The 12,468-nt window shown below is 33.9% G+C and carries 15 protein-coding genes; 11 read left to right on the forward strand and 4 right to left on the reverse strand.

Going from position 1 to position 12,468, the window contains the following annotated elements:
• Positions 1–45: 45 nt before the first annotated feature.
• From OZP09_RS13380 to OZP09_RS13405, 6 genes are all read left to right on the forward strand, one after another.
• A complete protein-coding gene (locus OZP09_RS13380; protein ID WP_281309520.1) occupies positions 46–1,260 on the forward strand; it encodes an aminotransferase class V-fold PLP-dependent enzyme in 1,215 nt (404 codons plus the stop codon).
• Between the two features lie 10 nt (positions 1,261–1,270).
• Positions 1,271–1,696 (forward strand): putative periplasmic lipoprotein, encoded by a 426-nt coding sequence (locus OZP09_RS13385; RefSeq protein WP_269234236.1) that lies wholly within the window; start codon positions 1,271–1,273, stop codon positions 1,694–1,696.
• Between the two features lie 2 nt (positions 1,697–1,698).
• On the forward strand, positions 1,699–2,124 hold the full coding sequence (locus OZP09_RS13390; protein WP_269234237.1) for a SufE family protein: 426 nt from the start codon (positions 1,699–1,701) through the stop codon (positions 2,122–2,124).
• Positions 2,125–2,231: 107 nt separating this feature from the next.
• Positions 2,232–2,555 carry an SUF system Fe-S cluster assembly protein gene (locus OZP09_RS13395; protein WP_031453991.1) on the forward strand — a complete coding sequence of 108 codons (324 nt, stop codon included), beginning with the start codon at positions 2,232–2,234 and terminating at the stop codon, positions 2,553–2,555.
• A gap of 64 nt (positions 2,556–2,619) precedes the next feature.
• Positions 2,620–3,129, forward strand: a complete 510-nt coding sequence (locus OZP09_RS13400) for a DUF2480 family protein (protein WP_223681277.1) — start codon at positions 2,620–2,622, stop codon at positions 3,127–3,129.
• A 79-nt stretch (positions 3,130–3,208) separates the two neighbouring features.
• Positions 3,209–4,141 carry a DUF3078 domain-containing protein gene (locus OZP09_RS13405; RefSeq protein WP_281309521.1) on the forward strand — a complete coding sequence of 311 codons (933 nt, stop codon included), beginning with the start codon at positions 3,209–3,211 and terminating at the stop codon, positions 4,139–4,141.
• Positions 4,142–4,335: 194 nt separating this feature from the next.
• On the opposite strand, the gene OZP09_RS13410 is transcribed toward OZP09_RS13405, so the two are convergent.
• Positions 4,336–5,457, reverse strand: coding sequence for a hypothetical protein (locus tag OZP09_RS13410; RefSeq protein WP_281309522.1), 1,122 nt, complete (start codon positions 5,455–5,457; stop codon positions 4,336–4,338).
• A gap of 111 nt (positions 5,458–5,568) precedes the next feature.
• Here OZP09_RS13410 and OZP09_RS13415 point away from each other — a divergent pair, with 111 nt between their 5' ends.
• Positions 5,569–6,843, forward strand: coding sequence for a hypothetical protein (locus OZP09_RS13415; RefSeq protein WP_269234242.1), 1,275 nt, complete (start codon positions 5,569–5,571; stop codon positions 6,841–6,843).
• Between the two features lie 180 nt (positions 6,844–7,023).
• Here OZP09_RS13415 and OZP09_RS13420 read toward each other — a convergent pair whose 3' ends face one another.
• The 3 genes from OZP09_RS13420 to OZP09_RS13430 form a co-directional block, all read right to left on the reverse strand.
• Positions 7,024–7,353 (reverse strand): DUF4870 domain-containing protein, encoded by a 330-nt coding sequence (locus OZP09_RS13420; protein WP_269234243.1) that lies wholly within the window; start codon positions 7,351–7,353, stop codon positions 7,024–7,026.
• Positions 7,354–7,467: 114 nt separating this feature from the next.
• Positions 7,468–8,208 carry a LytR/AlgR family response regulator transcription factor gene (locus OZP09_RS13425; protein WP_269234244.1) on the reverse strand — a complete coding sequence of 247 codons (741 nt, stop codon included), beginning with the start codon at positions 8,206–8,208 and terminating at the stop codon, positions 7,468–7,470.
• Between the two features lie 4 nt (positions 8,209–8,212).
• Positions 8,213–10,171 (reverse strand): histidine kinase, encoded by a 1,959-nt coding sequence (locus OZP09_RS13430; RefSeq protein WP_269234245.1) that lies wholly within the window; start codon positions 10,169–10,171, stop codon positions 8,213–8,215.
• 298 nt (positions 10,172–10,469) lie between these two features.
• Here OZP09_RS13430 and OZP09_RS13435 point away from each other — a divergent pair, with 298 nt between their 5' ends.
• From OZP09_RS13435 to OZP09_RS13450, 4 genes are read left to right on the forward strand one after another with little or no spacing between them, the layout of a single operon-like run.
• Entirely contained in the window at positions 10,470–10,937 is a 468-nt protein-coding gene (locus OZP09_RS13435) for a hypothetical protein (RefSeq protein ID WP_269234246.1), read from the forward strand.
• A gap of 2 nt (positions 10,938–10,939) precedes the next feature.
• Positions 10,940–11,407, forward strand: a complete 468-nt coding sequence (locus tag OZP09_RS13440) for a hypothetical protein (RefSeq protein WP_269234247.1) — start codon at positions 10,940–10,942, stop codon at positions 11,405–11,407.
• Positions 11,385–11,906: a hypothetical protein gene (locus OZP09_RS13445; RefSeq protein WP_269234248.1), complete on the forward strand. Its 522-nt coding sequence runs from the start codon at positions 11,385–11,387 to the stop codon at positions 11,904–11,906. Before OZP09_RS13440 ends, OZP09_RS13445 begins: the two co-directional genes overlap by 23 nt.
• Before the next feature lie 13 nt (positions 11,907–11,919).
• Complete coding sequence (locus OZP09_RS13450; protein WP_269234249.1) at positions 11,920–12,462, forward strand: hypothetical protein; 543 nt, start codon at positions 11,920–11,922, stop codon at positions 12,460–12,462.
• Positions 12,463–12,468: the final 6 nt, after the last annotated feature.

Below are 12,468 nucleotides of genomic sequence, written 5' to 3' on the forward strand. Positions count from 1 at the left end.
ATTTAGTTTTAGTACTTTTGTACTTAGAATTTTTCTAAATAAATTATGCTGGATATTCAAAAAATAAGAGCTGACTTTCCGATACTTTCTGAAAAAGTAAACGGAAAACCATTAATATATTTCGACAATGGGGCAACCTCGCAAAAACCACAGGTGGTGATTGATGCCGAAGCGAAATACTATCAGGAAATAAATGCCAATATTCACCGTGGAGTTCATACATTAAGTCAATTAGCGACTGATGCCTATGAGATTTCACGTGTAAAATTGCAACATCATATTAATGCCAAATTTTCTCACGAGGTTTTATTTACTTCGGGAACAACACACGGAATCAATTTAGTAGCCAATGGTTTCGCTTCTATTTTAAAACCGGGTGACGAAATTTTGGTTTCTTCTTTGGAACACCATAGTAATATTGTTCCGTGGCAAATGTTGTGTGAAAAAACAGGAGCTGTCTTAAAAGTGATTCCGATAAATGAAGAAGGCGAACTGATTATCAGTGAATACGAATCTTTATTATCTGAAAAAACTAAAATCGTTACGGTAAATCATATTTCGAATGCATTGGGCGTAATCAATCCTGTAAAGGAAATGATTTCCAAAGCTCATGCCGTTGGAGCTGCTGTTTTAATTGACGGAGCGCAGGCTGTTCCACATTTAAAACCGGATGTTCAGGATTTGGATTGTGATTTTTACGCTTTTTCAGGACATAAAATGTGCGGACCAACCGGAACCGGAATTTTATACGGTAAAGAAGAATGGCTAAACAAACTTCCTCCGTATCAGGGAGGCGGCGAGATGATTAAAGAAGTTACTTTCGAAAAAACAACATATGCCGACCTGCCTCATAAATTTGAAGCCGGAACCCCAAATATCGCGGGCGGAATAGTTTTAGGAACCGCAGTTGATTATCTGAATGAAGTTGGTTTTGGAAATATCCAGCTGCAGGAAAAAAAATTACTGGAACACGCTACAAAGAGACTACTTGAAATTGAAGGTTTGAGAATTTACGGAAACGGAAAAAATAAAGCTTCTGTAGTTTCGTTTAATATAGATGGGATTCATCCGTATGATATTGGTTCGATAATTGATAAATTAGGAATTGCAGTTCGTACCGGACATCACTGCGCGCAGCCGATCATGAATTTCTTCTGTATTCCGGGAACCATCCGTGCTTCGTTCTCTTTTTATAATACGAAAGAAGAAATTGATGTAATGGTAGAAGCGGTTAAAAAAGCAAAAACAATGCTAAGCTAAAAAACTTTTTATGAGAACTGTATCTTTTTTATTGCTGACTATTTTTATGATGACAGGCTGTTCAAGCCAGAAAAAAACAGATATGACATCGACAGTGATTGAATATTCGGCTATGTCGCGAGGTTATTATAAAAAGATAGTGGTACAAAATCAAACGGTTTCAGTGATCAATAAAAGAGATGCGCAACCTGTAGAAAGCAAAATTGAAAAGGCAGATTGGGATAAAATCACAGCCGAATTCGAAAAGATAAATTTAGAAAGTATTCCCACTTTAAAAGCGCCAACCGAAAAACGTTTTTATGATGGTGCAGCGATTGGGAATCTAAAAATAACCCAAAATCAGAAAACTTACGAAACACCGGGTTTTGACAATGGTTTTCCTCCAAAGGAAATTGAAAAACTGGTCAATTTGCTGACTGATTTTGCTAAAGAATAATTATGACAATCAAAGAAATACAAGACGAAATAATAGACGAATTTTCGATGTTTGATGACTGGATGCAGCGTTATGAATACATCATCGAATTAGGAAAAAGTCTTCCTTTAATTAAAGAAGAATACAAAACCGACGATAATTTAATCAAAGGTTGTCAGTCGAAAGTATGGCTTCAGGGAGAACAAAAAGATGATAAAATTGTGTTCACTGCAGACAGTGATGCGATTTTGACCAAAGGAATTATCGCGATTCTGATTCGTGCTTTCTCAAATCAAAAAGCATCTGACATTATAAATGCGGATACAGAATTTATAGACGAAATCGGATTAAAAGAACATTTATCTGCAACCCGAGCCAACGGACTGGTTTCGATGATAAAAAACATCAAAATGTACGCTTTGGCTTTTGATTCGAAAAATAAAAATTAAATTTTTTCTGCCACGAATTTCACGAACCCACCCGAATTTTTTAAATATCAAAGTAATAAATTAGGGAAATTTGTGAAATTCGTGGCAACAAAACAATAAAAAATAAAATGGAACAAGAAATAGACACAAACGAATTAGGAGAATCAATTGTAAAAGTTTTAAAAACGATTTACGATCCTGAAATCCCTGTAGATATTTACGAATTAGGATTGATTTACGACGTAATGGTAAATACGGATTACGAAGTAAAAATCCTGATGACTTTAACATCTCCAAATTGTCCGGTAGCAGAAAGTCTGCCACGCGAAGTAGAGGAAAAAGTAAAAACAATCGAACATATAAAAGATGTTGAAGTAGAAATTACTTTTGACCCGCCTTGGAGTAAAGATTTAATGAGCGAAGAAGCAAAATTAGAATTAGGAATGCTTTAATTATTTTGTTTCAGGTTTCAGGTTTCAGGTTATGACAACTTGAAACCTGAAATAAACTTTTCATATGGAAGAAATTATCAATAAAGTTGCCAATAGTGCCTTAGAAGTTTTTGATTTAGAGGATTATTACCCAAAAGGAATGCGTGTTCAGATTGACATTTCGCAATGGCTTTTGGAAGGTTTTTTATTGAAAGAAAAAGACTTTAGGGAACATCTTAAAAATCACGACTGGACACAATATCAGGATCAGTATGTGGCGGTACATTGTAGTACCGATGCTATTATTCCGGCATGGGCATTGATATTGGTTTCAGTTCATTTGGCTCCTTATGCCAAAAAAACAGTTAACGGAACAATCGAAGATTTAGATGCCAGTTTATACGAGGAAATTTTAAGTAAAATTGATTATTCTGTTTACCAAAGTAAACCGGTAATCGTAAAAGGCTGTTCTAAAAAACCTGTTCCTATGCGTGCTTATATTTTGGCAACTACCTATTTACAGCCTTTTGCGAGAAGTATTATGTACGGAGAGGCATGTTCTGCGGTACCACTTTACAAAGAATCTAAGAAATAACTTTCTTTATAACCCAATAAACTCTCGGGCTTTAGCGTTTTTAATATTATATTTGTTACTACACTAAACTAAACAACCCATGAGAAAGATAGCTTTATTACTATTCGTTTTAGCGAACTTTACATTTGTTCAGGCTCAAAATACCGAAAAAGAATTAATTCAGAATACCGAAAAAGCGGTAACTAAGATAAATGATACAATTGAAGGCGAAGGCTGGAAAACAAAAGGAAATCTTTCTTTATTACTAAATCAGTCCAGTTTTAATAACTGGCTTGCCGGAGGTGAAGACAGTTTTTCAGGAACTTTAGGAATCAACTACGATTTCAATTACAAAAAGGATGATCTTACCTGGGATAATAAAATTTTGGCTTCATACGGAATCTTACAAACTAAAAACACCGATTTCGGAAAAAAGACAGATGACCGTTTAGAGTTTAATTCGATTGTTGGAAAAAGAGCTTTTGGTGAATGGTATTACTCTTATTTTTTAAATTTCAGAACTCAATTTACAACAGGCTACATCTACGATAAAGATGAAAACGGAAAAGAAATCAGAACAGAAAACACCAAATTTATGTCTCCGGGTTATCTGACAACCGGTCCCGGAATTTACTGGTCAAAAGATGAAAATCTAAAAATAAACTTTGCACCTTTAACTTCAAAATTCACTTTTGTAGACAGTGCCTATACGTCAGGAGCTGGTTATGTAAACGGCGAATATTTTGGTGTAGAAGCCAATAAAAGCATGCGGTACGAATTAGGTTTTTATGCTGCTGTGTATTACAAACTTGCCCTTATGACCAACGTAACCGCAGAAAATTCGCTGAATTTATATTCTAATTATCTCGAAGACCCGCAAAATGTAGACATCAACTACTCTTTGAATATTATCATGAAAGTCAATAAATTCCTTTCTGCAAACCTTTCATTTCAGGCTATCTATGACGACAATGCTTTTAGAGGATTTCAGACCAGGGAAGTTTTTGGTTTAGGAGTTAATTTCGGATTCTAATTTTAATAATCAGAAGCAGTCCAATAGGCTTCTATTTTAAATATTGTTTCTATATAATTTATATTATACTCGCTAAAGAAGTGACGATAAGTATATCTTTCCAATAATGGCTAATTTCAAAAAATCGGGTTCTTATAAATATTTAAAAAATGCATTATAAAAAACGGCTGCTGAAATTTTTCAGCAGCCGTTTTTTATAATGAAGGATTATGTCTTGTTCTAATTTGCGATTTATTGAATTTTTCAATTAATTTTTTTGAACTTGCAATAATATCTTTTCCATCTCCTTTATCATAATCATTAGCAATTAAACCTTCCCCTTCTAGTATAGCTTTTTCAGGCTGGTCTAAATACAAATAAATTTTCCCAAGATTATAATATGCTGAATATCTAATTTTTTTGTTCCCTTTGCTGTCTTCTTTGTATTTGGTTTTTAAAGACTCAAAATATTCAATCAAAGGTTTTAAATCCTCAGTTAATTTATCAATTGACTGGTCTGCTTTCATGGTAGCAAACTGAACTTTTACAGCTTCAATAGCTTCTTTTTGAATAGTTCCCTCTTCATCTTTCGAATCTAAAATCCATAATTGTTCCTGACGGCTAATTGGTGTAAATCCATAATTGTAGTTTAATTCTGAATTTGCATTTCTGATAGCATAATCAATAAATTCCCTTAAGCTTTTATTAAAATTAACACGTCTGTTTTTAATATTTTCTTTTTCTAAATAAGACCTATTAATATTCTCAGCAGATTTTATAGTTACGGTATTAGACAGGTTGTAATTTTTTTTACTTTCACCTGTAGCCTCTGCCGGTACTTCCTGGTTAGTACTCTTCAAAAATCTGTTTGCAGGCTTAGCTGCTTCCTGTACAGGAGCTGTGGCTGCTTTTGTAATATTTGGGGCAATAACATTAGCATAAGCCTTTCCTTTGTAGGTTGTAACAAGAGTGTACATTGGATAAGATCGAATTACTTTTCCATCTTTATCTTTTTCTTCTACTGTTCTTGTTTCCACTTTAGTTCCTTCTTCATAAAAATCAGCCAAATTAAGGTTAACAATTACTGAGGCACCTTCGGTTACTTTTTTCCATCCATAAATATTGAGCTGATCATTAAGAACTCTTGCTCCGTCAAATTCATTTGATATTGGTCCATCTGTTATGACATTTGTCGAAAACGTTCTCTGCTCAAACGGAACAATAGTAGCGGGAATATCCTGATAATTTACATTAAAATAAAATCGGTCTAAATCTACTTTTTGAGCAAAAGAAAAAAGAGAGTAAAAAGAAAAACATAATAGGGTAATTTTTTTCATAAATTTAAACGGCTGGTTAATTACTGTTTTATTAAAAATTTGTTGACAAAAATAGGGTATATTGTTTGTTAAATATTATTTTTATCCGATAAACCTTAAAATATTTAAATAATGATTAAAATCAAAGCAGTGGCTATGTTTCTTCTTTTTTCTGTAGCCATAAATGCACAAAAAGCAGATACCAAAACAAAGAGTTTTATAATTCCGGTTCCAAAATCTGATTTTTTTAATTCAATAAAAAAATACTCAATTATTGTACAAGGTTCTGAAAGATGGTCATATACATCAGAACGTGTAAAAGATGCCACTTACGAAAAAGATATAACGCTGGACAAGTACAAAAACGATACGCATATTGACAATGCTAATCCTGACTTAAAAGTTTTGGTTGGTTATTCCCCTACTAAATCACGATCTGTTAATGCAATGGGGCAAACAATTATAGAGGGTGATTTTAGTTTCTTGTTTTTAACCAAAGACAATGAGATCATTTATCAAACTTCTATTAATAAGGCCTGTACTCTCGAAAAAAGTCCTAATAAAACGAATGAATCTGATTTAGCAAATACTTTGTGCGGACAAGCTTATGAATTAATGGATAACTTATTAATTACTGCCAATGAATCAAAAACTACTTTTAATTACGGAAATTTTGAAAAATGTGAAGAGTTTCCGGAATTAGTTACTTTTAATACCAAAACTGATGAAATGCTGAGTAAATTAGAATCACTTTCTTTTGAAGATGCTTATTTGGATGAAATGCAAAGTTTTTACAAAAGTTACATCGGAAAACAATTCGGAAAAATGAAAGATAAGGACCTTAACAAGGTAATCTATCTTAACCTGAGCCTTATTGAAATTTTCAAAGTAAATTTTGCAAAAGCAAATGAATACCTGGCTGAAGCAAAACAAGGTGCGGGATTATTAAGTTTATGGCCAGACAATGCTAAAAAAACGATTGCTAAATTTGAATTAGTGAATCAGCCGGGAGTTTTCACAAATAAAATAAGCAATTTTAACTCAGAGTCGGTTTACTATATCGCGACAAGCGGAACTGCTTATTATAAAAAGAAAATATTCGTAGGCGACTTTTACGTTCCAAGATTTAAACCATCATCAAATAGTTCAGGAGGCATGATGAGTCTGGACTCCTATACTCCAAATTTCATCATCTACGAAAACGGCAAAAAAACGAATGATTATCCTAATGGAGACCAGTTTAGTGTTAAAACAAAAGAAGGAAAAGAACTTTCATTTAAAAAATATAAAGGTGAAATCATAATGGTAGAGAAAAATGCCGATGGAACTTTTAAACCTTATGAAAGCCTTTCATCAGAAATCTACACATCTCCTGATGGGGAAAAATTGGAACTAAAAAAAGCATAATTTCGTTTAAACATCACAGAATTTATAAAAAAATCGGTTTTTGAAATTTTCAAAAACCGATTTTTTTTTCTTATAAAAAGAAAGATTCCCAACTACTCTTAGTGTGAAAACCAAGATTGTTGAGAATCATTTTCTACTTTTCCAAAAATAAAAACGTCAGCTAAAAAAGATAATTTGATATTAGTCTATAAAACCAAATTTATCTTCAAAAATTTTTCCAATCACCGGAATTGGTTTTTTCTGTTCGTTGGCAGCGTTGATGATACCGAAAATCCATAAGATAAAAATGGCATATCCAATGTAGCTTAAGAAATACAATGAAGTCACAGTTGCAATAACCACAGAAAGAATAATGTTTACGGCGAGAGAAACTAAAAAGATTCCGAAACCTTGTTTCAGATGGTAGGTTACCAAATCGCTTTTTGGGTTTAAATCTTTGTTTTTTACAAACGCTACAATCCACCCAATAATAGTGATGTAGCTTAAGATAGATAGGGTTTTTCTGTTCATCGTTATAGTTATTTACTGCATCAAAAATAACTGCAACTGCTGCAAGTCAAAACCCGCACTTTGTCTTCTGCTGTTTCCGGTTGGTATTTAGTTTCTTTAAACAGATATTGCGTATTAAATTTCATCTTTCATCAGTTTAAAAAACTGCTCTTTTTTTGCCCTTGAAATAGGTATAAAAGATTTATCATTCATCTGGACCATTCCTTCACGGGAGTAACTTACAATGCAATTCACATTTATCAGATGCGATTGATGTATCCTGAAAAATGCGGGTGGTTCCAGCAGATCTTCATAATTTTTGAGTGGTTTGGAAACGATAATTTTTCTGCCGTCAGTAAGAAAAAAAGTCGTGTAGGATCCAGAAGTTTCACATCTTATGATTTGCTCGAGCTTTACCACATACATCGCTTCCTGCGTTGGCAGGATAATCCGGTCTGGTGTTTTAGAAAGATTGGTTTGTAATTCAGTAAGCTGTTGTTTTTCTAAAACCCTTTCCTGTAAAAGAGCAATCCTATTTATAGCGGTTTTCAGTTCTTCCGGATCTATGGGCTTCAAAAGATAATCAATGGCACTGTATTTAAAAGCATTGATGGCATGCTGTTCGTATGCAGTTGTAAAAATCAGGTGAAAGGAATTAAAAGAAATTTGCTGCAGCACATCAAAACCGGTTCCGTCTTTCAGCATGATATCCATAAAAACCAGATCCGGTTTTAAACGGTCAATGAGTTTTACAGCTTCTTCAACGCTTTCGGCGTAAGCCACAACCTGAATTTCATCAGGGGCTGTCATTTCGAGCATTATCGATAAAGCCTCTCTGAGTCGCTGTTCATCTTCAATAATAATAGTTTTGTACATTTTATTATAGTATTGGAATATTTAAAATTACGATACAGCCAGGTCCTTCATCTGCATTGCGTTCCCGAACCTCAAATCCTGCATACGGATTTTCTTTCTGCATTTTGCTTAATCTCTCATCTGTAATTTTGGTAGACAAAGATTCGTGATTGTCTTTTAGTTTCAGTTTTCGGGAAGCCGCTAAACCGATTCCGTTATCTTTAATGGTACAGATCAGGTTTTTTTCATCTGTATGTTGTGTAAAATGAATGGTAATCAAACCTTTAATCTCTTTTACCTGCGGTTTCAGTCCATGTTCAACGGCATTTTCTATAAAAGGCTGGATCAATAATGGTGGTATAAGAACATCGGTTTCAACCGTTTCATCACATTCAATGAGATATTCAAAACCATTATTAATACGCAATTGCTGCAGTTCGATATAATTTTTTAGAGTATTGATTTCTTCGTCCAGCGCAATGGTTTCTTTGCGTGATTGTTCTAAAACCTGACGCGTTAGTTTCGCAAATTTATTCAGATAAGAAACGGCTGGAAGCGTATCTTTTTGCAGAATCATGCTCTGGATATTCCCCAAAGCATTAAAAATAAAATGCGGGTCCATTTGAGAACGCAGCAATCTTCTTTCCATAGCAAGACGTGCAGAGAGATTTTCTATCGTTTCCTTTTCCATCAACTGTACTTTAAGTTCAGTATTGGCCTGTTCTTGTTTCAGGAAATCTTCACGCTTTTGGTAATAACGCTGACGATAATAATAGGAACGAAACATAAATACTAATCCAATCAGTAAAACACCGGCAATTCCGTAACCCAATAATTTGTTTTTTTGTACGAGCTCGTTTTCGAGTTCCAGTTGTTTGATGCGCTCTATTTTTTTTGAAGATTCATAACGTACATCAGCATTTTGCAATACTTTTTGAGCAGATTCATCATATTTTAACTCATTGTATTTAACATATTCTGCATCATAATTGTAGTAAGCCTCAAAATCTTTTCGCTTCGCCGCAACATCTTTGAGGGAATTGTAAAAAGCAGCTAAAAGATAATTATCTGTATAAGGAAGGCTTTTTTGGTATTTTATTCCTTCAATAAATAACAATTCAGCTTTGGCATAATCACCTTTTTCTGTAAAATAAAACCCCTTAAGCCCTATGGCACTTCGGTAAATGATTCTGATATTGTATTGTTTCGCAATAGCAGTTGCTTTTTCCAGGTTTTTCAAAAATGCTTTTTCATCAATAGGTTTTGGCCCTTTCGAATAAAGGTCGGCCAGATTGATATACGCAATTCCCATATTGCTTTTACTTACTATTGAGCTGGCATGTTTTTCAGCAAAATCAACCGTTTCCTTAAAAAAAGTTATTGCTTTCTGCCATTCGGCACTGTCTGAAGTTTCAAGATTATCAGTTAAGTAGCTTCCAAAAGCAAGGCGGGCGTGCAGTATACTTTCAGCATCACCGGCTTTAGCAGCATGATATAAAGCTTCCCTGGCATATTTTTCGACTTTAGCTGGTGACGCCGGATAAAAAAGATAGGATATATCGGCAGCAATTTTAGAACACTGATCATAAGCCTGTGCTTTTGCAAAAAGCTTATAGGAAGCCAAAAGATATTTTAATGCTTGCGGTTTCTCATCAATATAGGATTTTAATGATCCCATAGCGAGGAATGCATATGCTTTCGGCCTTATTTTATTGGTTTTGCCTGATAAATAATAGGCACTGTCGGCATAATGCGAAAATTGTTTTAAATGCAATAACCGTTTTTGGGTTAAAGCTAAATACGAATAGCTAATAATCTTGTCATCAATACTGTTTTTCCTTTTTGCCTGATCTAATGCCAGCTGCTGCATTTTTTTGCAGGAAGCAGTATCCAGGAAACGTTTAGAATATCCATAAGCAGCCAGATTTTCTGTAGCAGAAGCTTTTTGCGCATGGACTGAAATTCCAAAAAAAACAAATAACAACAGGAAAAAAATGCATTTTAAATAGTCGTTTTTTAAAGGCAAAATTATTGAATTAAAGTGCATAGATATCGATATTACTGAAGCAAAGTACAAATTGTCTGATTACCGACCAAACATTTTCAGACTGAAAAATTAATTTGTAAACAGGGTCCTAAATCAACTCTAAAGCTTGGTTTTACTTATACACTGTAACTCTGACCAAATAAAAATCTAACCCAGCCATATACCAATTCCGAATTGTTCTAAGGCTTAGTAAATAGTAATCTTGCTATAAATATTTTTTAAATAAATCTAAATTATGAATAAGAAAAAACTTGCATTAATACTGGTGGTATTTTGTTTTTTGACCACATTGAGTTACGGACAACAGGAAGAAAAACGTGTTAAAATAGAAATTACGGTAAAGGACGGAAATAAAACTATTGTAGCGCCGGTTCGTTCTGCTACGTTTTCTTTTACAACTTCAACAAATAACGTCACAGCAACTGACGGTACTGAAAAAAAGGAGCAGACCAAGAATTATTATTTCTCGATAGATTTTGAAAAGCAGAATATTGCTTTATTAAAAGCTTTTATGACCAATAAAAACGGGCTTGATGGGTACATCACAATGGTAGATTCTTACGGTAAAATGCCTTCCAGAAAATTAGAATTTACAAAAGCGAACATAGATTCTTTAAGTGATCAATTAACTGCGGATTATACCAGCTCGTATATGTCCATAATATGTGCTACACTAATTATTGACGGGGTAAAAGTTGAATAATTATGGAAGCATTACAAAAATTCACAAAAAACGGAAACCAGTATGTCATGAAAAGACAATACGGTTTTGGTCTTATTGTAGTTTTCGGAATGGCAGCATTTGCTTTTGCAGGCGTATTGATCAGTAACACAGCGATGATCTGGATTTTTGGAATTTTGACTGTTTTATGCCTGATTTCGGTTTTTATAAATCACGTCGTAATTGACATGGGTCAAAGAGAAATCCTCATCAAAAATGCCCTGATTATTCCGCCTGTTCGGATTCCGCTGAGTGATTTTATCAATTTTGAAGTTGTACGGACCACTCAGTATTTCATCACTATAAATGTTTCTTTGAATTTGTATTATATGAAAAACGGAAAAGAACAATGCAGCGGTATCGCACAGGGATTTACAGCCAGATCGATGCAAAATTTACTTAACGAAATTCATGAAATTATAAATACAGATGAACATTCAGGAAAAATATAATATTGAAGAAACACTCCATACTTTTTCTTTATGTCCCAAAAAACCATCGCTTTCCTTGTCGTGGTGGTTTTTAGCAGGAATTATTGTGGGAATTGTTATTTTATTTCTTTTTGATCATCGTCTTGATGAAGCTATGCGATGGGCAATTTACATCTTAATGGGTTATTTTGTCCTGCACAGTGTGTATGATATACAAATAGGGAGTAAAATACGGTATACTTTTGATGCCAAAGAAAATGCGGTTTTTAAGAGCAGTCCGTTACGGGCTAAAAGAAAAATCATGAAACTGGAAGAGATCGTAATTTTTGTACACTCCGAAATGGGAAGCTGGTATTACGCATTAGGTGCACAAAAAAGTCAGTTTATAAAAAGTTATATCATAAGCGAAAGTTTTAGTTCAGGTAAAAAAAGCGAAATAAAACAGCATGCTTATGAAAATTTTGTTTTGATGAAAATAGATAAATTGCAGGCTTCAGTCATAAAAAAGCAGGATGCTTAAAAACTATAATAACATGAAACTTAAAATTATTTTTGCTCTTTTTTTGTCGGCTATTATTTCGTCCTGTAATTTGTTAAATGATAGCCCGGATCAGATATTTCAAGTCATTGGCCTCAATGCGAATAAAATTCCCAGAAGTTTTGAACAGGTTTTCAAAGAACTGCGCCAGCATAAGGCAAACGGAAACCTGCAGGTTCCGACAGCGGATAATAAATCAATGCGTCCTGGCACATGTGTGGAGTCTATAAAATATTGGTATGGCAATACATTTAAAGAAGATATCAAAAAAATCAAAAAGCTAAAGGTGGAGGAAGAGGCCAAACCTATCGTAAAAGCTGCTTTAGATTTGTTTGAATATGCCGATGAAATACAAAAAACAGATTTTGTAATAATCGCTAAAATGATTGACGAGGGAAAAAGTGACAAAGAGATAGATACTGCCAGCAGAAAACTAGACGATACCAAAGGTATTTTGCTCGATAAAAAATATGAAAGCGTCATGAAGCTTTTGTTGCCTTACGCTGATAAAAACGGTGTTGAATATAAGACGTTTTAGTATTAA

Origin of the sequence: Flavobacterium flavigenum (assembly GCF_027111255.2) — a bacterium.
Lineage (GTDB): Bacteria > Bacteroidota > Bacteroidia > Flavobacteriales > Flavobacteriaceae > Flavobacterium > Flavobacterium flavigenum.

What these genes read in the sequence shown, in the direction of transcription:
- OZP09_RS13380 (WP_281309520.1), top strand. Translation starts at nt 46, where the DNA reads ATGCTGGATATTCAAAAAATAAGAGCTGACTTTCCGATACTTTCTGAA.
- OZP09_RS13385 (WP_269234236.1), top strand. Translation starts at nt 1,271, where the DNA reads ATGAGAACTGTATCTTTTTTATTGCTGACTATTTTTATGATGACAGGC.
- OZP09_RS13390 (WP_269234237.1), top strand. Translation starts at nt 1,699, where the DNA reads ATGACAATCAAAGAAATACAAGACGAAATAATAGACGAATTTTCGATG.
- OZP09_RS13395 (WP_031453991.1), top strand. Translation starts at nt 2,232, where the DNA reads ATGGAACAAGAAATAGACACAAACGAATTAGGAGAATCAATTGTAAAA.
- OZP09_RS13400 (WP_223681277.1), top strand. Translation starts at nt 2,620, where the DNA reads ATGGAAGAAATTATCAATAAAGTTGCCAATAGTGCCTTAGAAGTTTTT.
- OZP09_RS13405 (WP_281309521.1), top strand. Translation starts at nt 3,209, where the DNA reads ATGAGAAAGATAGCTTTATTACTATTCGTTTTAGCGAACTTTACATTT.
- OZP09_RS13410 (WP_281309522.1), bottom strand. Translation starts at nt 5,457, where the DNA reads ATGAAAAAAATTACCCTATTATGTTTTTCTTTTTACTCTCTTTTTTCT.
- OZP09_RS13415 (WP_269234242.1), top strand. Translation starts at nt 5,569, where the DNA reads ATGATTAAAATCAAAGCAGTGGCTATGTTTCTTCTTTTTTCTGTAGCC.
- OZP09_RS13420 (WP_269234243.1), bottom strand. Translation starts at nt 7,353, where the DNA reads ATGAACAGAAAAACCCTATCTATCTTAAGCTACATCACTATTATTGGG.
- OZP09_RS13425 (WP_269234244.1), bottom strand. Translation starts at nt 8,208, where the DNA reads ATGTACAAAACTATTATTATTGAAGATGAACAGCGACTCAGAGAGGCT.
- OZP09_RS13435 (WP_269234246.1), top strand. Translation starts at nt 10,470, where the DNA reads ATGAATAAGAAAAAACTTGCATTAATACTGGTGGTATTTTGTTTTTTG.
- OZP09_RS13440 (WP_269234247.1), top strand. Translation starts at nt 10,940, where the DNA reads ATGGAAGCATTACAAAAATTCACAAAAAACGGAAACCAGTATGTCATG.
- OZP09_RS13445 (WP_269234248.1), top strand. Translation starts at nt 11,385, where the DNA reads ATGAACATTCAGGAAAAATATAATATTGAAGAAACACTCCATACTTTT.
- OZP09_RS13450 (WP_269234249.1), top strand. Translation starts at nt 11,920, where the DNA reads ATGAAACTTAAAATTATTTTTGCTCTTTTTTTGTCGGCTATTATTTCG.